This is a genomic window from Comamonas sp. B21-038 (assembly GCF_022387135.1).
Taxonomy (GTDB): domain Bacteria; phylum Pseudomonadota; class Gammaproteobacteria; order Burkholderiales; family Burkholderiaceae_C; genus Comamonas; species Comamonas sediminis.
In genome coordinates, this window is sequence record NZ_CP092462.1 from 3,734,645 (window position 1) to 3,757,927 (window position 23,283).

Here is a 23,283-nt window from a genome sequence, read left to right on the forward strand (position 1 = left end):
TGCTCACTTGTAGGTATCGGGATAGTCGTGGTACTTGTTGATTTCCACGTCATCGAGCACGGCCAGCGCATCGGGTGTGTGCACTGCCAGCGAGCAGTACAGCGAGATCAGGTACGAGGCAATCGCATGGTTGTTGATGCCCATGAAGCGCACCGACAGACCAGGTCCCTGCTCGCCCGGCAGGCCCGGCTGGAACAGACCCACGACGCCCTGGCGCTTGTCGCCCACGCGCAGCAGCAGGATCTTGGATTTGCCATCGGCCACCGGCACCTTGTCCGACGGGATCAGCGGCACACCGCGCCAGGTGATGAACTGCGAGCCAAACAGGCTGGTGGTGGGCGGCGGGGTGCCCCGGCGCGTGGCCTCGCGGCCAAAGGCTGCAATGGTCAGCGGATGGGCCAGGAAAAATGCCGGCTCCTTCCAGACCTTGGTCAGCAGCTCATCGAGGTCATCGGGGGTGGGCGCGCCTGTCAGCGGGAAGATGCGTTGCTCTTCGGTGACCTGGGCCAGCAAGCCGTAGTCAGGGTTGTTGATCAGCTCGCTTTCCTGGTTCTCCTTGATGGTCTCGATGGTCAGACGCAGCTGCTCCTTGATCTGGTCATGCGGGCTGCTGTAGAGGTCCGAGACACGGGTATGCACATCCAGCACGGTGCTGACGGCGTTCAGGAAAAATTCGCGCGGCTGCGATTCGTACTCGACAAAAGTGCGCGGCAGCTGGTTCTCATGGGTCTTGGCAGTGCAGGCTACCCGGATCTCCTCCGGGTTCTTGACCTGGTTGAGCCGGTAGATGCCTGCCTCGACAGGCACCCATTGCAGCAGGTGGGTCAGCCAGCGCGGGCTGATCGTGGAAAGCTGGGGAACGGTCTTGGTGGCGTTGGCCAACTGCCGTGCAGCACTGTCACCCAATGCGGTCGTGCCGCCTACATTCGCTGTCATATCTCTCTCCGGTTGCGCGTGTGAATAAGCAGGAAAATCATCGCTCTGCAGCGCTGCTGCCTCAACCGGCTATCGCCGCCAAGCGCCGCATGTGCTGGGCCCGCACCAGGTAGTGCTGGTGCAGCTCCTCACCGCGCAGCACCAAGGTGGACTGCGGCACCTGCAGCGCCTGGGCCAGCTTGCCGATAGTGGCCAGCGACACCGCCACCTGGCCGCGCTCGACCTCGCCCACATAGGAGCGGTTCAGATCGGCCTGCGCAGCCAGTTGCTCCTGCGACCAGCCCATGGCCTCGCGCGAGCGGCGCACGGCCAGCCCGAAATGGTGGGAAAAGTCATTCATAGCGCGGCCTCCTCAGCGGGCAAGGTGGGTTCACTGCGGGGGCGCTGGGCCGCCGCTTGCAGCGAGGCCTGGGTCACATGGGCACCGGCGGCCACGCTCTGCGTCAGCCAGACATTGCCGCCAATGACAGCGCCGGCGCCCAAGGTGACCCGGCCCAGGATGGTCGCGCCGGCATAGATCACCACGCCGTCTTCGACAATCGGATGCCGGGGCTGGCCCTTTTGCAGATGGCCTTGCGCGGTCTGCACAAAGCGCTTGGCGCCCAAGGTGACGGCCTGGTAGATGCGCACCTTGCGGCCAATCACCGCCGTCTCCCCCACCACCACCCCAGTGCCATGGTCGATGAAGAAGCCCTCACCAATCTGCGCACCGGGATGGATGTCAATGCCCGTCTCGCTGTGCGCCAGCTCGGACACGATGCGGGCCAGCAGCGGCAGTTGCAGCACATACAGCTGGTGCGCGATGCGGTGGTGGATCAGCGCCAGCACGCCGGGGTAGCACAGCAGCACCTCGTCAACGGTACGGGCGGCGGGGTCGCCCTCGTAGGCGGCCTGCACATCGCTGTCGAGCAGGCGGCGGATGCCGGGCAAGGCCAGCGCAAACTGGCGCGTCAGCGCCTGGGCCTGCTCCTCGGTGCCCGCGGGGCTGCGCTGGGTGTAGCGCAGCTCCAGCGCGATCTGGGTCTGCAGCCGGTGCAAGGCGGCATCCAGCGTATGGGCGACATAAAAGTCCTCGCTCTCCTGCAGCAGATCATGCGGGCCCAGCCGCATCGGAAACAGCACGCCCTTGAGCAGGCCCAGGGTCTGTGCCAGTGCATCGCGCGAGGGGAACTCGCGCCCGCCGGGCTCCTGGCTGCGCTGGTGGGAATCACGCCAGTGGCGGCGCTGCTCGGCCAACTGTGCGGCCACTTCTTGGATGGGGAATGGGGTGGTCATGGAGTGCCTTCGTGGGAGATCAAAGCGCGCGCTGGGTGGCTCAGGACCTCAGTCCTGGACCCAGGGCAGCTGGTGGAAGCGCCAGCCATCGCCATGGCCGCGCTGCTGCAACGCATCCAGCTCGCCTTCAAAGCCCTCTTGCACATTGAAGACATGGCGAAAGCCGGCGGCCTCGGCCGCCTGGGCGGCCAGCACCGAGCGTTTGCCGCTGCGGCACAGCAGCAGCGCCACGGCCTCCTTGCCGCCATGGGCGGATAGGCGCGCTTCCAGCTCGCGCACAAAGCGGGGGTTGCGGGTCAGTGCCGTGCCTGTCGCCCAGGGCACATGGATGCTGCCGGGCACATGGCCGACAAATTGGCGCTCTTCGGCCGAGCGCACATCGACCAGCACGGCCTGCTGCTGCTGCACCAGTTGCCAGGCGGCACGGGGGGGCACGCCGCCGGCGTAGCCGAGAGCCTGGTCCTGTGCCGTCTTCCAGGCCGCCTCCAGTACATCGGGCAGGCTGGTATCGGTTGTCGTCATAAATCGCCTCTACGGTCAAATGGATGGGGATAGCCACCAATTTAGGCCGCCAGACGCTGCAGGAACACGAATAAAAATGCGCTTGCACATGCAGTTTTCACATATGCGCAGGCGCAGCCCCTCGGCTTGCGCCTATAGCCACCTGGGCTGAATAGGTCTATATTGAAGTGAAGGTGTAGCGGGTGTGCTGTACCCATCAGCCCACGTCTTCTGCGCCTTGATTGCCGCATTGCAACAGGCCACATCGTGCATGCGGTTCCTTAAAACAGGGCTGCAATGCCCGCTGTGGGTCCTGGCAAGGGGCCTGCGGCCCGCAGTGACAGCCTCCAACAGGAGACAAAAATGGCTGTCATCACCCATGACCATGGATTGCATTCCGCCCCTCGCGAAGGCGCGCACAAGCGCCACTTCAGCGCCAAGCGGATCTGCCTGGGGATCGTGCTTTTGTGTGTAGCCCTCGCCGCTCTGGTGCTGCCGCTGGTCCGTGAAGGCTTGCAGCTGATCCAGACCCAGCTGCACTGGCCTGCCCTCTCCAGCTGGCTGGCCCAGGCCCCCATGGCCAGCTGGCTGATGATGTTTATCTGGGGCGCGCTGGTGCCGCTCTCGCTGATCGCCATGCTGCGCTACCACCGCAATGGGCTGGGCATTGTCGTGGCGCTGGCTTTTGCTGCGGTGGCCGTCATCTGGTATGTACACATGCCCGCCCAATCGGGCTGCGCGGCCCAGTACAAGGACAGCATCTGGTGCTCGGTCATCGCCTGGGGCTACAGCCTGAGCCTGGGCATCAGCAACGCCGTCTACCTGTTTGCGCTGGTGATGGCCTTGCTCGGCGGCATCAGCTTTGCAGCGATCCCCGAGGATGATGAAGAAGATACCGGGCAGCAAGCGGCCCAGTGATGATGCTCAACGCTGGGGCATGTCGGCTTCGGTGTAGCACAGGCTCACGGTCGCATCCCCCGGTATCGGTGGCATGCTGGCGTTCCAGGCCTCCCAGGCGGCCACCATGGCTTGCAGGCGCTCCGGCAGCACGCTGGCCAGGTTGGCGCGCTCGCGTTCGTCGGCGCGCAGGTTGAACAGATAGTCCACCCCATCGACGCGCAGGTATTTCCAGTCGCCATCACGCATCGCGCGCTGGCCCCGGTGGTTCATGCGCCAGAACAGGGGCTGGTCGTCCTGCCATGCCGCGTCCTGCAACAGTGGCAGCAGCGATTGTCCATCCCAGGGGTAGCCGGCAGCAGGCTCGGCCCCGCCAATCTCCAGCATCGTAGCGCTCCAGTCCATCGTCATGCAGGTCTGGCGGCTTTCACCCGCAGGCGCAATCACACGCGGCCAATGGGCCACCCAGGGCACGCGGATGCCGCCTTCGGTCAGGTCCATCTTGCCGCCCACCAGCGGCCAGTTGTCCGAGAAGCGCTCGCCGCCGTTGTCACTGGTGAACACGATCAGGGTGTCGTCTGCCAGCCCATGCGCCTGCAAGCGCTCCACCAGGCGGCCAATGCCTTCGTCCATGTGGTGGATCATGCGCTGGTAGCTCTCGACATTGCCGCCATGCAGGTGGTAGATGGCCTGCTTGTTCTCCACCAGCTCGCGCGACAGCGCCTCGTCGTCCCGGGTTTCCCAGGGCCAGTGCGGCGCCGTGTAGTGCACGCTCAAAAAGAAAGGCGTGTCCTGCTGCGCGCCAGCCGCCATGCGGTCGATGTAGTCCACTGCGTAGTCGCTGATCAGGTCGGTCAGGTAGCCGGGCTGCTCGCGCTCGGCCTCGCCAAACCAGAGGTCATGCTGGCCGTTGGCACCACAGTGGCTGAAATAGTCCACCCCGCCCGACATGGGCCCGAAGAACTCTTCATAGCCGGATTGGAGGGGGCTGAAATGCGGCGGGTAGCCCAAGTGCCATTTGCCCATCAAGGCCGTGCGGTAGCCTGCCGCGCGCAGCAGCGACGGCAAGGTCGGGTGGCTGGGCGGCAGGCCCAGGTCCGGGTTACCGCGTGTGGCGGTGCGGATCGGCTCCTCGGCCGCACCGCGCAGGCGGTACTGGTAGCGCGCCGTCATCAGCGCAAAGCGCGTGGGCGAGCAGACCGGCGAGTTGGAATAGCCCTGCGTGAGCTTGAGCCCCCCGGCAGCGAGCGCATCGATGTGCGGTGACACGGCGCCAAAGCTGGCGTTGCGGCCGCCATAGCAGCCCAGATCGGCGTAGCCCAGGTCATCGGCCACGATAAAGATGATGTTCGGTCGTTTCAACACGGGGTCTCGCTCACAGTCAGGGCAGTTCAGGGGAAAACGGATCAGGGCTTGTAGCCCGAGGCCTGGATCACCGGGGCCCACTGCTTCTTATAGGCCTGCAGCGCCTTGGCGGTCTGCTCGGAGGTGCTGGCCACCGGGTCCAGGTAGTTGGCCGCAAACTGCCTGTGCACTTCCGGATCCTGCATCACCTTGTGGATGGCGGCGGCATAGCGCTGCACCTGGGCGGCAGGCATGGACTGGGGCGCAAAAAAGGTGTTCCAGCCGGCGGCAGACAGGTTCACACCCGCTTCCTTCAGGGTCGGCACATCGGGCACAACGGCATTGCGGGCATCGCCACTGACAGCCAGCAGGCGCAGCTTGCCAGCCTGGTGCTGCTGCACCAGGGTGTCGAGCGTATCGACCGCTACCGGCACCTGCCCGCCCATCAGATCGGTGAGCAGGGGCGCAGAGCCCTTGTAGCCCACTGCCTCGGCCTCGACGCCAGCTTGCTGGCCGAGCATCAGCGCAAAAAAGTGCGGCAGGCTGCCGGTGGCAGGCACGCCGATATTGGCCTTGGCCGGGTTGGCCTTGAGCCATGCCAGCAGATGCTTCATCTCCTTGACCGGCACGGCGCTGGCCACGGCCACGCCAAACACATAGCGGTTGACTTCGCTGACCGGCACAAAATCCTGCTCGGGGTCGTAGCCCAGGTTGTTCACCACCAGCGGCGCAACCACCATGACGGCGGGGTTGGCCAGCATCAGCACCGGCTGGCTGGCGGGCGCGTTCTTCACGAACTGCGCAGCCACGCGGCCGCCGGCGCCCACTTTGTTTTCGACAATCACGGTGCTGCCCAGGCTGGCCTGCAACTTGTCGGCCACGATGCGCGCGACGCGGTCGGTCGCCCCGCCGGGCGGGTAGCCAACGATGATGCGCAGCACGCCATCCTGGGCCTGCGCGGGCAAGGCCCACATCGAAGAGGTAGTGGCCAGCACCGAGGCAGCCAGCGCTGCGGACTGGCCGAGAAAATGACGACGTTGAACCATGGGAAGTGTCTCCGGTGCATATGAACAGGGGCCCGCAACAGCAGGCCCATGCCCGCTATGGTGCCGCGTTTGATCTAGCCTGAAGGCATAAGCTTTTTCCACTGCAGAACAAGCGCCCGCGCAGGCTGTCTGCACTGTAGAAAACCAGGGCACAATTGTTCTAATCAACCATCGCCCGGATTTACCCGCAGTGCTGCCCAACCCCCTCGCCGATCCGCAGCAGCCCAGCGACCTGCTGCTCTACCGCCTGGCCAAGCTCACTGCATCGGCGGGCCGGCTGGTCACGCGGCTGTGCGAGCGGCATTACGGCATCACCCGGCGCGAATGGGGTGTGCTGATGTGGCTGGCGCGCCAGCCTGGTCTGCAGCCCTCGCAGCTGGCCGATCTGCTCGAACTCGACCGGGCCCGCATCTCGCGCGCCATTGCGTCGATGCAGGCCAAGGGCCTGTTGCACAAATCCACCGAGACGGGCAACCGCCGCCGCGCCGCGCTGCAACTGAGCCCCGCCGGCCAGCGCCTGCATGATGCGCTGCTGCCCCAGGTGCGGCGCATCAACACCGATCTGGTGGCCGCGCTCGATGCCGATGCCCTGCAGCAGCTGGACCAGAGCCTGCACCGCCTGCAGCAGCAGGCCAGCCGGGCCGCGCAGGACGAGGCCAGCGACGCGGCCTTTCCGCCGCGCCAGTCCGGACACCGCCAGAACCCCCTGGGCTGAGCCGCAGGCGCGCGATCTGCGCGCCTGGCTCCATACCCTACCCTGGCAAACCGGCATCGCTGCCCAGGCATCAGCAACTGCGCGACAATCCCTGCCCATGAGCACGACATTTGCACCGCTGACCAACGACACCTTCCTGCGCGCCTGCCGCCGCCAGGCGACGGACTACACCCCCCTGTGGCTGATGCGCCAGGCGGGCCGCTACCTGCCCGAGTACAAGGCCACGCGCGCGCGCGCCGGCAGCTTCATGGGGCTGGCGACGAATGTGGACTACGCCACCGAGGTGACCTTGCAGCCGCTCGAGCGCTTTGCGCTGGACGCCGCGATCCTCTTCAGCGACATCCTGACCGTGCCCGACGCGATGGGCCTGGGGCTGTCGTTTGCCGAAGGCGAAGGCCCGCGTTTTGCCAAGGTGGTGCGCGACGAAGCCGCCGTGCAGGCGCTGGCCGTGCCCGACATGGACAAGCTGCGCTATGTGTTCGATGCGGTGACCAGCATCCGCCGTGCGCTCGATGGCCGCGTGCCGCTGATCGGCTTTTCCGGCAGCCCCTGGACCCTGGCCTGCTACATGGTCGAAGGCAAGGGCAGCGATGACTACCGCCAGGTCAAGTCGCTGATGTACAGCCGCCCCGATCTGATGCACCGCATCCTGGCGGTGAATGCCGACAGCGTGGCCGCCTACCTCAACGCCCAGATCGATGCCGGCGCGCAGGCCGTGATGATTTTTGACAGCTGGGGCGGCGTGCTGGCCGATGGCGCATTTCAGCAATTCAGCCTGGCCTACACCACGCGCGTGCTGAGCCAGCTCCAGCGCCACGGCACCGATGGCAGCGACGTGCCCCGCATCGTGTTCACCAAGGGCGGCGGCATCTGGCTGCCCGAGATGCGCGATCTGGACTGCGAGGTGCTGGGCCTGGACTGGACCGCCAACCTCGGCAAGGCCCGCGCGATCGTCGGCGGCGAAGCCGGCGGCCCCGGCAAGGCGCTGCAAGGCAATATCGACCCCAATGTACTGTTTGCACCGCCCGAGCGCATCGCCGAGCAGGTACGCCATGTGCTGGAGAGCTTTGGCACGCCCCACACCGACACCAGCCGCCCCGGCCCCACGCACATCTTCAACCTGGGCCACGGCATCAGCCAGTTCACCCCGCCCGAGCATGTGGCGGCCTTGGTGGAAGCGGTGCACAGCCAGTCGCGTGCGATGCGTACTTAATGGCGGCGGCTGAGCGCTGCTGCATCGCCCAAGCAAAAGCCCCGCCATGCGGGGCTTTGTGCATCGTGGGAGCAACCTGCTCTCAAGCCTGCGGCGGCCGATTCGCCATGCTTTGCAGCAAGTGCTCGGTGCACTGGACCATGCTGGCATGCTGCTGCGCCTCCTGCGATGGGCAGAGCGCCGTCTCGGCATCCGGCCCGCCGGGCACGGAGACCCAGTGCAGGCGCGCGCCCAGGCCGGCTGCAGCCTGCAGCAGGCTGGCGCTGCGGGCGATCACTGCGACCTTGCCCGCTTCCATGTTGAAGCGGTCCAGAATCTCGCGCAGCAGCGCGGCCTGGGCGTCCAGGCAGTCGCAGTGGTCATCGGGTGGATGGGGGCAGAAGAACACCGCATCAACCTTGGCGCCGACGGTGGCCAGCTCCTTGTACATCTGACGGTGGTAGTCGTTGAGCGCGGCGCAGTCGTACAGGCCCCGCCCCAGACCGGGCTGGTTGGCGACCAGCACCACATGCCAGCCAGACAGGTTGAGCCGGGCGATGCTGATGGCCGCATCGGGCATGCTCTGCCAGTCCTGGTGACCGCTCAGCTGGCCCGGCACGGGCTGGCCGACAATACCGTCGCGCTCGAGAATCGCAAGTTTCATCACAGGCTCCCTCAGAAGACAGGCTGCGGCCCTCGGCCTTGGCGGGCGGCAGCCACGCGCGATGGCTGCGCGCCCATCGAGCTTATCAGGCGGCGGCCAGGCGCGACAGATCGGCGATGCGGTTCATGGCCTCATGCAGGGTCGCCAGCAGGCCCAGGCGGTTGGCCTTGAGCGCCGGGTCTTCGGCATTCACCATCACATGCTCAAAGAAGGCATCGACGGGCGTGCGCAACGCAGCCAGGGTCTGCAGGCTGGCGGTGTAATCGCCTTCGGCAAACTGGGCATCGGCCTTGGGCGCAACGGTTTGCAGCGCGGCGAACAGGTCCTTCTCGGCCTGCTCTTGCAGCAGCGCTTCGCCCACATGGGCGCGGACCGGGCCATCGGCCTTCTTCAGGATATTGCCCACGCGCTTGTTGGCGGCGGCCAGTGCCGGTGCCTCGGGCAGCGCGGCAAAGGCGCGCACGGCTTCCAGGCGCTTTTGCACGTCGGCCAGGCGCTGGGGGCGGTAGGCCAGCACGGCGTCCACTTCCTGGGCGCCAAAGCCTTGCTCACGCAGGCTGCCGGCCAGCCGGTCATAGATGAAGTCGGACAGCGCGGCGCTGGCATCTTCGATCTTGTCACCAAAGGCGGGCAAGGTGCTGACCAGCAAGGTGTCCAGGTCCAGTGGCAGGTCCTTTTCGACCAGCATGCGGATGACGCCCAGCGCATGGCGGCGCAGCGCAAACGGGTCGCGGTCGCCGGTGGGCAGGTTGCCAATGCCGAACATGCCGACCAGGGTTTCGAGCTTGTCGGCCAGCGCGACGATCACGCCGACATCGCCACGGGGCAGCACATCGCCGGCAAAGCGCGGCTTGTAGTGGTCTTCGATGGCGTCGGCCACTGCCGTGTCGAGCTGGTCGTTGAGCGCGTAGTAGCGGCCCATCGTGCCCTGCAGCTCGGGGAACTCGCCGACCATGTCGGTGATCAGGTCGGTCTTGGCCAGTTGCGCGGCCTGGTCCACCTGCTTGCCCAGCTGGGTGGCGCCCAGCTGCTGCGCAATGCTCTTGGCAATGGCGCGCACACGCTGCACGCGCTCACCCTGGGTGCCCAGCTTGTTGTGGTAGACGACCTTGTCCAGCGCTTCCACACGCGAGGCCAGGGTTTTCTTGCGGTCCTGGTCAAAGAAGAACTTGGCATCGGCCAGGCGCGGGCGCACCACGCGCTCGTTGCCGCCGGTCACCGCCGATGCATCGGCCGGGCTGATGTTGCTCACCACCAGGAACTGGTTGGTCAGCGCGCCATCGGCAGCCAGCAGCGGGAAGTACTTCTGGTTGGCCTTCATCGTCAGGATCAGGCACTCTTGCGGCACGTCGAGAAACTCTTTCTCAAACGCGCAGACCAGCACATGCGGACGCTCGACCAGGGCGGTCACTTCATCCAGCAGCGCTTCGTCGTCGATCGGCTTGACGCCGCCGCCCACGCGCTCGGCCGCAGCCTGCAGCTGGCGCACGATCTCGGCCTTGCGCTCGTCAAAGCTGGCAATCACGGCGCCCTGTTCGGCCAGGGTCTTGGCGTAGCTGTCGGCATCGCTGATCACCAGCGGATCCACCAGCGCTTCAAAGCGGTGGCCATGCGTGGTGTTGCCGGCCTTGAGGCCCAGCGCTTCGATCGACAGCAGCACTTCGGTGCCATGCAAGGCCACCAGACCGTGCGCCGGGCGCACAAACTGCACGCTGCTCCAGCCGGGCAATTCGCAGTTGCCTTCGAGCTGGTAGGTCATGACCTTGGGGATGGGCAGCTTGGCGATGCTCTCGCTCAGCGCCTTTTGCAGGCCTTCGGCCAGGCTGACGCCAGCGGCCGTGCTGTCGTAGAACAGCGCTTCGGCCTTGCCGTCCGGGGCCCGCTTGAGCTGCGGCACCACCGAGGCGTCCGCGCCCAGCGCAGCCAGCTTCTTGAGCAGGGCCGGCGTAGGCTGGCCATCGGCCGACAGGCCCACGGCCACCGGCATGAGCTTTTGCGAGACCTGCTTGTCAGCGGCGCGCGGCAGCACATCGCTGATCAGCGCAGCGAGGCGGCGCGGCGAGGCATAGGCCGTCAGCTGAGAGCCGTCACCGGCCAGGCCCTGCGCACGCAATTGCTGCAGCAGTACCTGGGCAAAGGCGTCGCCCAGCTTTTTGAGCGCCTTGGGGGGCAGCTCTTCAACAAACAGTTCAACCAGAAGATTGGGAGAGGAAGTCATCAGGATTTCCGGGTATGGCGCAGCGCGAAGATGGACAGGCCCAGGGTCAGCAGCGGGAACCATACGTTGTAGAGTTCACTGACCAGGACCTGCACACCGCGCTGCGAGAAAAAGCGGTCTGCAGCGATGGGCGAGACGGCAATCGGTCGCCAAGGGCTGAAAAAACGTTCGGAGCTCAACGGCCACAACAAAGCAATGCCACTGCCGCCGCTGGTCATCATGTCCAGCAAGGGGTGCGACAAGGTGCAGAAAAACACCCAGGCAAAGCCGGCCAGGCGCGGCACCTTCCACCAGCGGGCCAGCCCCAGGCCAAGCAGGCCCATCAGCAGTGCAAACAAGGCCGTGTGGGTGATGCCGCGGTGGGCCCAGATGCCACTGCCGGCGCTGCCGAACTGGTAGGGAATGCCGTCGAAATCAGGCGCAATCGCGGCCAGCGCGCCCACCAGCAGCATGCTGGGCGGCACACGGCGGCTGCCCAGCGCCAACGCTGCGGCAACCGGTACGGCGACATGCGTGAAGATCGTGGGCATGGGCAGCGCGGCAGGGGGTTTAGGCGGCAGCCTTGGGCGGGATCTGCGCCACCCACTCGCGCGGCGCCATCGGGAAGCCCAGGCGCTCGCGGCTGTCGTAGTAGCTCTGCGCCACGGCGCGCGCGAGGTTGCGGATGCGGCCAATGTAGGCGGCCCGCTCGGTCACGCTGATGGCGCCACGCGCATCGAGCAGGTTGAAGGTGTGGCCGGCCTTGAGCACTTGCTCATAGGCGGGCAGCGCCAGTTGCTGCTCCATCAGCAGCTTGGCCTGCTTTTCATGGGCGCCAAAGGCCTGGAACAGGAACTCCGCATCGGAATGCTCGAAGTTGTAGGTGGACTGCTCCACCTCGTTCTGGTGGTAGACATCGCCATAGGTCAGGCCGTCGGTCCACTGTAGGTTGTAGACGTTGTCCACGCCTTGCAGGTACATGGCCAGGCGCTCCAGACCGTAAGTGATCTCGCCGGTCGCGGGCTTGCAATCGATACCGCCCACTTGCTGGAAATAGGTGAACTGCGTCACTTCCATGCCGTTGAGCCAGACTTCCCAGCCCAGACCCCAGGCACCCAGGGTCGGGTTTTCCCAGTCGTCTTCGACAAAGCGGATGTCGTTCTTCTTCAGGTCAAAGCCCAGCGCTTCGAGCGAGCCCAGGTACAGGTCGAGGATGTTGGCCGGCGCGGGCTTGAGCACCACCTGGAACTGGTAGTAGTGCTGCAGGCGGTTGGGGTTCTCGCCGTAGCGGCCATCCTTGGGACGGCGGCTGGGCTGCACATAGGCGGCTTTCCAGGGCTCGGGGCCGATGGCGCGCAGGAAGGTGGCGGTGTGCGAGGTACCTGCACCCACCTCCATGTCATAAGGTTGCAATAGCGCGCAGCCCTGGTCGGCCCAGTACTGCTGCAGCTTCAAAATGATTTGTTGGAAATTCAACATGGAGAGTCTGGTGGTGGACGCAGCCTGCTGCTGGCGGCCCGCGAAGTGGGCGCGCAGCGGCAAGATCGGACTGCATGCATGCCTTGCTGCCTGTCTGCACCAGCAAAGCGGTCAAAAACATTTGATTTTAGTGCTTTCAGCCGCGCTCTGGGCGGCGATAGCCGAGCGCACCAGAGGCCAGCACCGCCGGGCGCCGCAGGCCGCCCGCGCTGGCGGGTGCTGGCGCCGCGCCTGCGCTGCATCAGCGATCTCATTTTGATAGCAGCCCAGGCACTGTTGCGCCCGCAAAAGAAAAGCGCCCGAAGGCGCTTGGTCAGAGGGATTGTGGAGGGGGACCGGTCAGGCAGCATCCCAGCGCTTGAGCACCAGGCAGGCATTGGTGCCACCAAAGCCGAAGCTGTTGGACAGCACCTGCTTCAACTCCGCCACGCGCGCCTTCGTGACCAGCGGCATATCACCGACGGCGGGATCGGGATGGTCCACATTGGCCGAGCCGGCGATGAAGCCCTTCATCAGCATGATGAGGCTGTAGATCGCTTCCTGCACGCCGGTGGCGCCCTGCGAGTGGCCGGTCAGCGACTTGGTCGACGAGAACGGCGGAATACGGTCGCCAAACACCTTGCGGATCGCGTGCAGCTCGGGCACATCACCCACCGGGGTGGAGGTGCCATGGGTGTTGATGTAGTCGATCGGGGCGTCCAGGCCTTCAATGGCCTGGGCCATCGCGGCGACCGCACCTTCGCCCGAAGGCGCCACCATGTCTTCACCGTCCGACGAGATGCCGAAACCGACGATCTCACCGAGGATGGTGGCGCCACGGGCCTGGGCATGCTCCAGGCTCTCGAGCACCAGCGCACCGCCGCCGCCGGCAATGACAAAACCATCGCGGTCGGTGTCATAGGGGCGGGAGGCCTTGGTCGGGTCGTCGTTGAACTTGCTGGACATCGCGCCCATGCCATCGAACAGGATGGCCAGGCCCCAGGACAGCTCTTCGCCGCCGCCGGCAAACATCACATCCTGCATGCCCCAGGAAATCTGCTGGGCGGCTGCGCCCACGCAGTGCGCCGAGGTCGAGCAGGCCGAGGTGATCGAGTAGTTGATGCCCTTGATCTTGAAATTGGTCGCCAGGTTGGCCGACACGGTCGAGCCCATGCAGCGCGTGACCTGGTAGGGGCCGACGCGGCGAATGCCTTTTTCACGCAGGGTATCGGCCGCCTCGATCTGGTTGGCCGGCGAGCCGCCGCCCGAGCCCATGATCAATCCGGTACGCGGGTGGCTGATTTGTTCGGGTGACAGGCCTGCCTGGGCAATCGCTTGCTGCAGCGAGATCTGCGCGTAGGCGGCAGCATCTCCCATGAAGCGCAGCTGCTTGCGATCAATGAAGTCTTCAACATTGATGCGCGGAATGCCCGCGACCTGGCTGCGCAGGCCCATTTCCTTGAACACCGGCATGTGATCGATGCCGGAGCGGCCTTCGCGCAGCGAAGTCTCCACGGCCTCCAGCCCCACACCGATACAGGAGACGATGCCGGCCCCTGTAATAACCACCCGACGCTTCATGCTGCGTTTTCCTTGCCGTCGCCCTCGCGCAGGAACAACCCCACACGCAGGTCATTGGCGACATAGATTTCCTTGCCGTCGGCGAGCAGTCGTGCATCGCCAATGGCCATGTTCAGTTTGCGCTTGATCACGCGCTTGATGTCGATTTCGTAGGTTACCAGCTTCACGTCGGGGCCGACTTCGCCGGTGAACTTGACCTCACCGGCACCCAGGGCGCGGCCCCGACCTGGCAGGCGCAGCCAGGTCAGGTAAAAGCCGATCAATTGCCACATCGCGTCAAGCCCCAGGCAGCCCGGCATCACCGGGTCGCCCTGGAAGTGGCACTTGAAGAACCACAGGTCGGGATTGACGTCGAGCTCGGCCACAATTTTTCCCAGCCCGTGCGCGCCGCCGTTTTCGCTGATTTCCGTGATGCGGTCGAACATCAGCATCGGCGGCAGTGGCAAACGGCCACTTTCAGGGGTAAACAACTTGCCCTCACCGGAGGCGATCAGTTGTTCATAGGAAAAAGATTCAGCCATTGTCAGTCCAACTTCTGGTGGCGGTCACTCCGCCGCATTTCTCTGATGGTGCCCAGGCACCATTACCTGCAGGTACGCATTATCCCGCTTCTGGGCCCGAACGTGCGAGACAAAGCCGTGGAGTGCGCTGTGCTTTGTCCACCAAACCCCGGCTATCTGCGTTTTTTAACAGCAGTTACATTTGCAACGGGCACCGCTTGGGGTAGTGCCGGGGCGGCAAGCCTCCTGGAGAGGTGCCGCCATCTGCTGGTAACGTGCTTTCTTAAGACGGCATCTGCATTTGCACGGTGCCGCGTGCTTTACCGGCGCCGCCGGCCCAGCCAGGCCGCCAATACCACCAGCACACCCAGGCCCCACAGCGGCCATAGCCCCCACCGGCCCGCCCACTGGGCAAACCAGGTAGGGCCTGCATCGACGCCCTGCACCTGCGCCTGCAGCACCGCCCGGCTTTGGTGCGGCAGGATCTGCTGGACCACGCCAGCCCGGTCGATCACGGCGGTGGCGCCAGTGTTGGTGGCACGCAGCATGGGCCGCGCCAACTCCAGGGTCCGCATGCGGCTGATTTGCAAATGCTGGTCGATCGCGATCGAATCACCAAACCAGGCGATATTGCTGGCATTGACCATGATCGTCGGCGATTGTGCGTTGTCGACAAAGCGGCTGGCCAGCTCTTCGCCAAACAGATCCTCATAGCAGATGTTGGGCGCCCAGCGCTCGCCTGCCCAGGGCAGCGAGGGCTGGTTCATGCCGCCGCGGTTGAAATCGCCCAGCGGAATCTGCATCAAATCGGTGAACCAACGGAACATCGGCGGGATGAACTCGCCAAACGGCACCAGGTGGTGCTTGTCATAGCGGTAGGCCTCGGGCTGGCCGGGCACCAGGCCGACCATCGAGTTGGTATAGCCCTGCTCAAAATCGCCCAGCGGCACACCGATCAGCGCGGCCTGCTGGCCGCTGGCAAAGCGCTGCTGCAGCTCTTGCCAGTAGCCATGCGGGGTTTGCTGCAGCAGCACCGGGATGGCGGTCTCGGGCGCAATCACCATGTCCGCCTGGCTTTGCTGCAGCTGCTGGGCATACCAGGCCAGCGCCATCGGAATGCCCGAGCTGGCCTGGAACTTCTCGCCCTGCGAAATATTGCCTTGCAGCAAGGCCACCGATACTGGCTTGTTGGGCGCCGCCGCCACCGGCGCCTGGGGCAGGCGCTGGGCCAGCCAGAGTACCCCGGCCACTGCCACCAGCGCGGCATAGCCTGGCCAACGGGCGATATGCGCGCCGCGCAGACCGGCCAGCCACATCGCAGCGGCCGATGCGACCGCGCCAATGCCATAGACCCCCATCCAGGGCGCCAGACTGGCCAGCGGTCCCTCGACATGGGCATAGCCGCCCGCGCCCCAGGGAAATCCGGTCCACCACTGGCCGCGCGCCAGCTCGGCCAGCAACCACAGCGCTGCAAACAGCAGCACCGCACCCGCCAGCCGCTTGCCCCGCCAAGCGACGAACAAGCCACAGGCCACCGCGTAGTAAAGCCCCAGAAAAGCGGCCAGGCCCAGCACCGCCAGAACCGCCAGCGGTGCCGGCAGTCCGCCGTAGGTGTGCATGGAGATGAACAGCCACCAGAAGGTGGCGCAGAGCCAGGCGCAGGCAAAGGCCCAGCCGATCAACACCCCATGCCAGGGCCGCTGCACACGCAGCAGCGCGGCAGGCAGCACCGCCAGCGACAGCCACTGCAGCCACCACAGCGGCTGGCCATGGTGGCCCGGAAAACCACCGGTATGCCAGGGCCAGGCCAACGACCAGGCTTGCAGGACCCCGGCCATCAAGGCCAGGCAGGCCCACCACCACGGAAAGCGGCGCGGTGACTCAAACAGGGAATAGGAAGAATAGGAAGCGGGCACAGGTCGATCAGGGTTGGCAGGGAACACCACCGCGCGCTCTACGGGCACGGCCGCTGGGCGCACTATACGCGATCCCCCTGCGTAGTGTCTGCGGCAGCGGGGCACCGCGCAAGCAACAGCCACCCCACGCGGCAACACCCGATAGAAAGAGGCAAATGCGGCGAATTAGCGACAAAAGAGAATGCATTTGAGAATAATTATCGATTGCAATATAAAATTACAAACTGCTTATCCCCCTCCCGTTCCCCTCCCCCTCCCGAACACCATGCAATACGCACGCTACACCCCGGTGGTCCACGCCGTTCTGCTGGCCATCGGCGCTATCGGCTTTGCCGCCCCTGCGCTGGCACAAAACGCAGACACCCCAGAGACGGCGCCAACCCCGGCTCAGGCCAGCGCCCCCAGTACCACGCTGGAGACCGTGACCGTGATCGGCTCGGTCAACGATCTGCAAAGCCTGGACTTCTATGCGCCCAACTCCAGTGCCGTGCTGCAAAAGGACCAGATCGACGCGCTGGGTGCCCGCAAGCTGGACCAGGCGCTGCAGTACCAGGCCGGCGTGGTCAGCGAGCCCTTTGGCGCGGACAACAAGGTCGAGTGGTTCAAGATCCGTGGCTTTGACGCCTCGGTGTCGCTGGATGGCACGCCCACTTCGCCCAATGGCTACTTTGTCTGGAAGCCCGAAATCTTTGGTGTCGAAACGGTCGAAGTGGTCAAGGGCGCCAACTCGCTGGTCTTTGGTGCCTCGGAGTCCGGCGGCGTGGTCAACCTGGTGACCAAGCGCCCGAAGAAGGAGCGCGCGCTGCAGCTGAACACCGAAGTCGGCAACCAAAAGCGCCTGGGCGCCGGCATCGACTACAACGACATCGCCAATGCCGATGGCACCGTGTATTACCGCCTGGTAGCGCAGGCACGCCGCGAAGACGGCCAGCAGCGTGACACCAACATGAAGAGCTACTACCTGGCGCCCAGCGTCACGATGGAGTTCACGCCCCAAACCTCGCTGACCCTGCTGGGCAGCGTGCAGCGCGAAGATGGCCGCCCCACCAACGGCTTCCTGCCCGCCTACGGCACCATCACCGATACGCCTTATGGCCGCATCGACCGCCGCTTGAACGCGGGCGAGCCCGGTGTGGACCACCTCAAGCGCACCCAGTCCAGCCTGGGCTGGCTGCTGAGCCACCAGATCAACAGCGACTGGAAGTTCACGCAGAACTACAAGTACACCCACCTCGATCTGGACCAGGTCAACACCTTTGCCTATGGCTCGGACGGCGACCGTACGCTGTCGCGCGGCTACACCTACACCGACGGCACCTCCAAGAGCCATTACCTGGACAACCGCATCACCGGCAAGCTCAAGCTGTCCGACAGCATCCAGCTGCTGCCCACCTTCGGTATCGACTACCTCAAGTCCGACACCGATGGCCTGAACAACGGCTTCGGCTTCGTGCCGGGGCTGGACATGTTCAACCCCGTCTACGGCGCGCCTTTCGACATCACCGGTACGCCTTATGGCCTGCACTCCAAGCAGTGGGGCGCCTATGCCTCCACCCAGTTGCGCGTCGGCAGCCACTGGAACTTCAACCTCGGCTTCCGCCATGACAAAGCCAAGAACACCGGCTCAGTCAGCGGCTCGGATGCGGCCTACGACGTCAGCAAGAACAGCGTCAACCTGGGCGCAATGTACATCACCGACTTCGGTGTCTCGCCCTACATCAGCTATTCGGAATCCTTCAAGCCCATCGCCGGTGTGGACAGCCAAGGCGTGACCTATAAGCCTTACGAAGGCAAGCAAAGCGAAATCGGTCTGAAGATGGAGCCCACCTGGCTCAATGGCACCCTGACCCTCGCCTACTTTGACATCAAGGAAAAGAACGCGCTGATCTCGGACGCCTCCAACATCCAGACGCAATCGGGCAAGCGCACCAACAAGGGCATCGAGCTGCAAGGCGACTTCAAGCTGGGTGCGGCGACTGCGGTCAAGGCGGCCTACACGCACAACAACTCCAAGCAGGACATCTCGACCACGCAGACCGTGCGCACGCCGCTGATCCCGGACAACCAGGTCAGCCTGTGGCTGAGCCACAGCCTGAGCCTGGCCAACAGCCAGAAGCTGACGGTGGCGGCCGGTGCCCGCTACAACGGCCAGACCGAAGACCAGCGCTACAGCCCTGGCAAGCGCATCTCCGGCTACACCTTGCTGGACCTGATGGTGCGCTACGACCTGAGCCGCGAATGGGCGCTGCAACTCAATGCCCGCAACCTGACCGACAAGACCTATGTCAGCGGCTGTGACTTCTACTGCTACTACGGCGGTGGCCGCACTGTCGATGTGCAGCTGCAATACCAGTGGAAGTAAGCCACTAAGATGGAATGCATCGTGCCAGTGCTGCGGGCAGCGCCCGTGGCACTGGATGTGGCTTCTTCTCTGCCTCCCTTTCCATGACGACTTCTTCCGGCAGTGCCGCCCCCTCTGCCGCCGGCACCGGACCCGCGCAGTGGTCCGTTCGCGCTTTACTGACGGTCGTTTTTCTGGGCCTCACCGCCGGGGTGCAGATGAGCGACTATGGCCTGCAGGCCATCTCGCTGTCGGCCATCCAGAAAAGCTTTGCGATCAGCGATGCCGCCATTGGCGCCTTGCAGGGACTGGCCGGTGTGCTGGTGGGCAGTGCGCTGGCGATTCCGCTGGCGCGGTTTGCTGACCGTTTCTCGCGCAAGCGCGTGCTGCTCTGCCTGATTGCCGCCTCCACCGCGATGATGGTGCTCAGTGCGCTGGCGCCCAACTTCCCCCTTTTCTTTCTCGGCCGCTCGGCCGCCGGTATCACCGAGTTTGCGATGGTGCCGCTGGTCTACTCGATGATCCCCGACCTGGCACCGCAGCGCCACCGCGTGCTGGCCAACCTGGGCTTTGCGGCCCTGGTCTCCAGCGGCGCCAGCGCAGGCTTTTATTTTGCCGGTGGCATCCAGAGTGCGGCCGTCGCACTCATTCCAGGCGATCTGGACGCCTGGCGCAAGGCCTTCCTGCTGCTGTCGGCGGCCGGCCTGCCCTTGCTGCTGGCAGGCCAGTTCACCGCCGATCCGCCGCGCTACATCGCCAGCAGTGATGGGGCCAGCGGTGCCTCGCTGCGCCAGTTCCTGCGTGCGCGCTGGCAGCCCATCGGCCTCTTTGTCGGTATTGCCGGCAGCCTGATGATTGCCGTGCAAGGCCTCAACCAGCTGATCGCCCTGGCGCTGGAGCGGCGCTTTGCGGCCACGCCCGCCCATATTGGCGAGGTGATGGGCCCGATCCTGCTGGTCAGCACCCTGGGCTGCCTGCCGGTGGTGGCCGGGCTGGACCGCTGGCTCGCCCGGCGCCTGGGCCAGGCGGTGCGCCCACTCGTCATGGGCGTCTGCGCGCTGCTGGCCATCCCGGCCATCCTGATGCTGTTCTCCACCGCATCGCTGCCGCAGGCCTTTGTCGTGGTGGGGCTCTTTCTCTTCATCACCTGCACCGCCAATGCGCTGGTGCCGACGATGCTGCAGGACCTCACCCCCGCCGCATTGCGCGCCCGCATCTTTGCGCTGTGGAGCTTTGTGGTCTCGGTGTTCAGCGCGCTGGGCCCCTTGCTGGCGGGCTTTATCTCCACCTGGGTGGTGCAGGGGCATTTGCTCAGTGCCATCTCGGTCACGGCAGTGCCGGCGCTGCTGGTGTCCGCCTGGTGCGCCTGGGCGCTGTTTCAGCGCAACCGCCCCCGGGCGGGCGACCCGGTCTAAACGGCTGGCGGCTTGCCGGCCAATGCGCAGTGCTGGGCAAAAGCCCAGAGGCGCGCCGCCTGGCCCAGCACACTCTCTTGCTGGTCGCTTTCCTGGTGGCCGCTGTCCGGGTTCAGCAGCAGCAAGGCCGGTGCCGTGCTGGTGGAGCGGCGGCGTACATTGGCGATCAGCTTGGCCGGCTCCCAGTAGGGCACCCGGTCATCCTTCAAGCCCGCCGTGCACAGCAGCGGTGGATACGCCGCCTCGCGCACGTTCTCGTAGGGTGACAGCGCGGCGATGTAGTCATAGGCGGCAGGATCGGACAGCGGATCGCCCCAATCCGGGCGCAGCAGCGGTACCAGCGGGTGGCCGGCATCGCTCATGGTATTGAGCATGTCGACAAAAGGCACCTGTGCAATCACGCCAGCCCATTGCCCGGGCCGCATGTTCATCGCGCCGCAGACCAGCAGGCCGCCGGCCGATATGCCGTGCGCCACCGTCTGCTGCGGCGTGCTGTAGCCCAGCCGCTGCAGATGCTGCGCGCAGGCGATGAAGTCGGTCAACGAGTTGCGCTTGTGCTCCCGGCAGCCGCCCTGGTACCAGCCATGGCCTTTCTCGGAGCCGCCCCGCACATGGGCAATCGCATAGCGGTAGCCGGCATCGGCCCAGGCCAGCGCCGGCAGCGAGAACGAGGCCTCATGCGCAATGCCATAGGCGCCATAGCCCGTCAGCAGCAGCGGCTGGGGCTGGCTGGCATCGATGTCCTTGCGCGAGAGCACCGTCAGCGGCACCCACTGGCCATCATCGGCACGGGCCTGCAGCCGCTCGATGCGGTAGTTCGCCGGATCCACCCCGCTCCAGGTCTCGCGCCCCACATCGGTGATCTGGCCATCGGCCAGGCGGATGTCCAGCCAGCGCGGCGGCTGGGCCGGCGTCTGGTGCTTGATGCGCACATGGCTGGCATCCCAGTGCTGGCCGGGCAAAAGTTCGAGACTGTAGGCGGGCTCGTCAAACCCGATGGTGGTCTCCGTCCCGTCACGCTGCAGCAGCACCAGCTGGGGCAGGCCATCGACGCGCTGCAGCCGCACCAGGGTGCTGGCAAAGGGCTGCATCATGGTGATGGGCACGCCCAGCCGGTGCGGGGCCAAGGTGTGCTGCGGCTGCAGCTGCGCCGGGTCCAGCCGCAGAATCTGGCGGTCGGTGGCGCCCCCGGCATTGGTCAGCGCGACCAGGCTGCCATCCCATTCATTGACCTCGTAGCGGATGCCGCGCTCGCGCGGGTGCAGCACGCGGGGCGCGGCATGCTCCTGGCCGGCAGCAATCAGACGCACCTCGCTGGTGTCCGGCCCGAACAGGCTCAGCACCACAAAACCGTTGGCCGCTGTGCGCACCACGCGCATGAAGAGCGCCGGGTCTGATTCCTCATGCACCAGCACCGGCTGCCCGCCCTGCAGCGCACTGCGGTACAGGCGCGAGGGCCGGCTGTGCGCATCGCGCCAGATCCAGAACAGGTCCTGCGACGACGGTGAAAATGTCAGCCCGCCATAGCCAAAGGCGTCGCCCTCAACCAGCACCTGGGTCTGGCCCGTGTGGGTGTCAAGCACACAGATGCGGTGGCGGTCATTGCCGATCAGGTCTTCGGCCCAGGCGTAGTAGCGGTCATCGGGGCTGGCCTGGTGGTCGGTGGCGCGGTAATACACCTGGCCTTGCGATTGCACGGCCTCGTCGACCAGGGTCTGCACCCGGCCATCCGAATGGCTGCGCACAAAGACCCGCTGGCCGCCCGCCCCTGGCCGGCTGCTGTAAACCCAGCCTTGCAGCGCGGCAGGCGGCGCCAGCTCCGTGCTGCAGACATGGGCCGCCATCGCGTCGTAAAAGCCCTGGGCCGATGCGGCCAGCGGCGCCAGCATCTGCTGCGCATACCGGCGCTCGGCCTGCAGCAGGCTGCCCAAAGGCTCGGGCAGCTCGTCCATGCTGCGCGTGCCGGTCTCGGGGATGTACTTCAGCCAGGCAAAGTCATCATTGCGGCGGCGGCCCAGCTGTTCAATCCAGTGGTCCTGAGGCGCCGCACGCGGGGCGGCAAGGGCCGGCCAAACCGGCTGGGCTGCCGTGGCGGCATGGTCAGCGGCAGGCGCCAGGTTGGGGGCTTGTGGAGAAATGGGCATGGAGCAGCATTTTAGGGAGGCTGCGCTACAGCCCAGTCCCTAAGGCCAAACACCGGGCAGGCCCAGCGAGCGTCCATGAAAAATGGCAGCGAACCGGGATTCGCTGCCATGGTGGGCTGCCTGGCTGCAGGCGGTATGGGCGCCTGGCCGGCGCTGGCTCAGGCGTCTGCGGCCGGGTCCGATACCGGCGCGGCCCGCTGCACGCGGAACCAGCGCACGGCGCCGCCCTTGGTCAGCAGCACCTCGAAGTGCAGGCCACCCAGCATGATGTGGGCGCCGCGCTTGGGCACATGGCCCAGCTCATGGGCAATCAGGCCGCCAATGGTCTCAAACGATTCATCGGGGTCGCTGCTCTCCAGCACCACGTTGAACTCGTCGGCCACCCGCTCGACCGGCGTATCGCCCGAGATGCGGAAAGTGTCATCGGCCAGCGCGAAGATGTCGCCCTCGTCCTCGGGCAGGTCGAACTCGTCCTCGATCTCGCCGACGATCTGCTCGAGCACGTCTTCAATCGTGACCAGGCCGGCAACACGGCCAAACTCATCGATGACGATGGCCAGGTGGTTGCGGTTACCCCGGAACTCGCGCAGCAGGTCGTTGAGGCCCTTGCTCTCGGGCACAAACACCGCCGGGCGCAGCAGCGCACGCAGATTGAGTTGGGGGAACGTTGGAGCTTGAGCAGGTCCTTGGCCATCAGAATGCCAATGATGTTTTCCTGCTCGCCCTGGAACACCGGAAATCGCGAATGCGCGGTGTTGATGACGGTGTGCAGCACCGACTCATAGTCGGCCTCGATGTCGACCAGGTCCATGCGCGGTGCGGCCACCATCACATCGCCTGCGGTCATGTCTTCCATGCGGATAACCCGCTCCAGCATCACGCGGGAGTCGGCGTTGATGACATCGTTGCTTTCGGCTTCTGCCAGGGTTTCGATCAACTCGTCCGGGGAGTCCGGAGCCGGGTGAATCAGTTCGGCGACCTTCTGAAAAAAGGTGCGTTTGTCTTCCTTGTCAGGGAAGCGCGAGGGATGGGGGTCTGACACTGTCTTGGAATGCAGGACGTGCGGTAGTGAAACAAGTGATCAGCATAACGGATTGCGGATTTCCTCCGAAATCGCTGCCGAATTATTCAGCACCACAGCACCCCCACCACTGCCTCGCG

General features: G+C 65.4%; 19 protein-coding genes and 1 pseudogene. 5 read left to right on the plus strand and 15 right to left on the minus strand.

Annotated elements, in window-relative coordinates; translation table 11 throughout:
* Positions 1-3: 3 nt before the first annotated feature.
* From MJ205_RS17120 to MJ205_RS17135, 4 genes are all read right to left on the minus strand, one after another.
* Positions 4-936 carry a family 2A encapsulin nanocompartment shell protein gene (locus tag MJ205_RS17120; RefSeq protein ID WP_239809565.1) on the minus strand — a complete coding sequence of 311 codons (933 nt, stop codon included), beginning with the start codon at positions 934-936 and terminating at the stop codon, positions 4-6.
* A 61-nt stretch (positions 937-997) separates the two neighbouring features.
* Positions 998-1,276: a helix-turn-helix domain-containing protein gene (locus tag MJ205_RS17125; RefSeq protein ID WP_021028780.1), complete on the minus strand. Its 279-nt coding sequence runs from the start codon at positions 1,274-1,276 to the stop codon at positions 998-1,000.
* Positions 1,273-2,211 carry a serine O-acetyltransferase EpsC gene (gene epsC, locus MJ205_RS17130; RefSeq protein WP_239809566.1) on the minus strand — a complete coding sequence of 313 codons (939 nt, stop codon included), beginning with the start codon at positions 2,209-2,211 and terminating at the stop codon, positions 1,273-1,275. Before epsC ends, MJ205_RS17125 begins: the two co-directional genes overlap by 4 nt.
* Positions 2,212-2,259: 48 nt before the next feature.
* Positions 2,260-2,733, minus strand: coding sequence for a rhodanese-like domain-containing protein (locus MJ205_RS17135; protein WP_239809567.1), 474 nt, complete (start codon positions 2,731-2,733; stop codon positions 2,260-2,262).
* A 342-nt stretch (positions 2,734-3,075) separates the two neighbouring features.
* Here MJ205_RS17135 and MJ205_RS17140 point away from each other — a divergent pair, with 342 nt between their 5' ends.
* Positions 3,076-3,630 carry a hypothetical protein gene (locus MJ205_RS17140; RefSeq protein ID WP_239809568.1) on the plus strand — a complete coding sequence of 185 codons (555 nt, stop codon included), beginning with the start codon at positions 3,076-3,078 and terminating at the stop codon, positions 3,628-3,630.
* Positions 3,631-3,636: 6 nt separating this feature from the next.
* Here the strand turns inward: MJ205_RS17140 and MJ205_RS17145 are convergent, their stop codons facing one another.
* Positions 3,637-4,974: a sulfatase family protein gene (locus MJ205_RS17145; protein ID WP_239809569.1), complete on the minus strand. Its 1,338-nt coding sequence runs from the start codon at positions 4,972-4,974 to the stop codon at positions 3,637-3,639.
* A 41-nt stretch (positions 4,975-5,015) separates the two neighbouring features.
* On the minus strand, positions 5,016-5,999 hold the full coding sequence (locus MJ205_RS17150) for a Bug family tripartite tricarboxylate transporter substrate binding protein (protein WP_409450086.1): 984 nt from the start codon (positions 5,997-5,999) through the stop codon (positions 5,016-5,018).
* A 190-nt stretch (positions 6,000-6,189) separates the two neighbouring features.
* Here MJ205_RS17150 and MJ205_RS17155 point away from each other — a divergent pair, with 190 nt between their 5' ends.
* Positions 6,190-6,714 (plus strand): MarR family winged helix-turn-helix transcriptional regulator, encoded by a 525-nt coding sequence (locus MJ205_RS17155; RefSeq protein WP_239809570.1) that lies wholly within the window; start codon positions 6,190-6,192, stop codon positions 6,712-6,714.
* Between the two features lie 97 nt (positions 6,715-6,811).
* Positions 6,812-7,927 (plus strand): uroporphyrinogen decarboxylase, encoded by a 1,116-nt coding sequence (gene hemE / locus MJ205_RS17160; protein ID WP_239809571.1) that lies wholly within the window; start codon positions 6,812-6,814, stop codon positions 7,925-7,927.
* Between the two features lie 82 nt (positions 7,928-8,009).
* On the opposite strand, the gene MJ205_RS17165 is transcribed toward hemE, so the two are convergent.
* From MJ205_RS17165 to lnt, 7 genes are all read right to left on the minus strand, one after another.
* Positions 8,010-8,570, minus strand: coding sequence for a histidinol phosphate phosphatase (locus MJ205_RS17165; protein WP_239809572.1), 561 nt, complete (start codon positions 8,568-8,570; stop codon positions 8,010-8,012).
* Positions 8,571-8,655: 85 nt separating this feature from the next.
* Positions 8,656-10,788 (minus strand): glycine--tRNA ligase subunit beta, encoded by a 2,133-nt coding sequence (gene glyS, locus MJ205_RS17170; RefSeq protein WP_239809573.1) that lies wholly within the window; start codon positions 10,786-10,788, stop codon positions 8,656-8,658.
* Complete coding sequence (locus tag MJ205_RS17175; protein WP_239809574.1) at positions 10,788-11,318, minus strand: metal-dependent hydrolase; 531 nt, start codon at positions 11,316-11,318, stop codon at positions 10,788-10,790. The genes glyS and MJ205_RS17175 overlap by 1 nt, the downstream gene beginning before the upstream one ends.
* A gap of 19 nt (positions 11,319-11,337) precedes the next feature.
* The gene (gene glyQ, locus MJ205_RS17180) at positions 11,338-12,246 is read right to left on the minus strand and encodes a glycine--tRNA ligase subunit alpha (protein ID WP_116926715.1); all 909 of its coding nucleotides are present in this window, start codon (positions 12,244-12,246) and stop codon (positions 11,338-11,340) included.
* A 339-nt stretch (positions 12,247-12,585) separates the two neighbouring features.
* On the minus strand, positions 12,586-13,806 hold the full coding sequence (gene fabB / locus MJ205_RS17185; protein WP_239809575.1) for a beta-ketoacyl-ACP synthase I: 1,221 nt from the start codon (positions 13,804-13,806) through the stop codon (positions 12,586-12,588).
* Positions 13,803-14,327, minus strand: a complete 525-nt coding sequence (gene fabA, locus MJ205_RS17190) for a bifunctional 3-hydroxydecanoyl-ACP dehydratase/trans-2-decenoyl-ACP isomerase (RefSeq protein WP_133855041.1) — start codon at positions 14,325-14,327, stop codon at positions 13,803-13,805. The genes fabB and fabA overlap by 4 nt, the downstream gene beginning before the upstream one ends.
* A gap of 299 nt (positions 14,328-14,626) precedes the next feature.
* On the minus strand, positions 14,627-16,222 hold the full coding sequence (gene lnt / locus MJ205_RS17195) for an apolipoprotein N-acyltransferase (RefSeq protein ID WP_446715032.1): 1,596 nt from the start codon (positions 16,220-16,222) through the stop codon (positions 14,627-14,629).
* Between the two features lie 265 nt (positions 16,223-16,487).
* Here lnt and MJ205_RS17200 point away from each other — a divergent pair, with 265 nt between their 5' ends.
* Both MJ205_RS17200 and MJ205_RS17205 read left to right on the plus strand, forming a co-directional pair.
* Positions 16,488-18,584 carry a TonB-dependent siderophore receptor gene (locus tag MJ205_RS17200; RefSeq protein WP_239809576.1) on the plus strand — a complete coding sequence of 699 codons (2,097 nt, stop codon included), beginning with the start codon at positions 16,488-16,490 and terminating at the stop codon, positions 18,582-18,584.
* A gap of 83 nt (positions 18,585-18,667) precedes the next feature.
* Positions 18,668-19,978: an MFS transporter gene (locus MJ205_RS17205; RefSeq protein WP_239809577.1), complete on the plus strand. Its 1,311-nt coding sequence runs from the start codon at positions 18,668-18,670 to the stop codon at positions 19,976-19,978.
* On the opposite strand, the gene MJ205_RS17210 is transcribed toward MJ205_RS17205, so the two are convergent.
* Entirely contained in the window at positions 19,975-22,122 is a 2,148-nt protein-coding gene (locus MJ205_RS17210; RefSeq protein WP_239809578.1) for a prolyl oligopeptidase family serine peptidase, read from the minus strand. The two genes, MJ205_RS17205 and MJ205_RS17210, sit on opposite strands and share 4 nt — an antisense overlap.
* 158 nt (positions 22,123-22,280) lie before the next feature.
* A pseudogene (locus MJ205_RS17215) lies at positions 22,281-23,164 on the minus strand (HlyC/CorC family transporter).
* Positions 23,165-23,283: the final 119 nt, after the last annotated feature.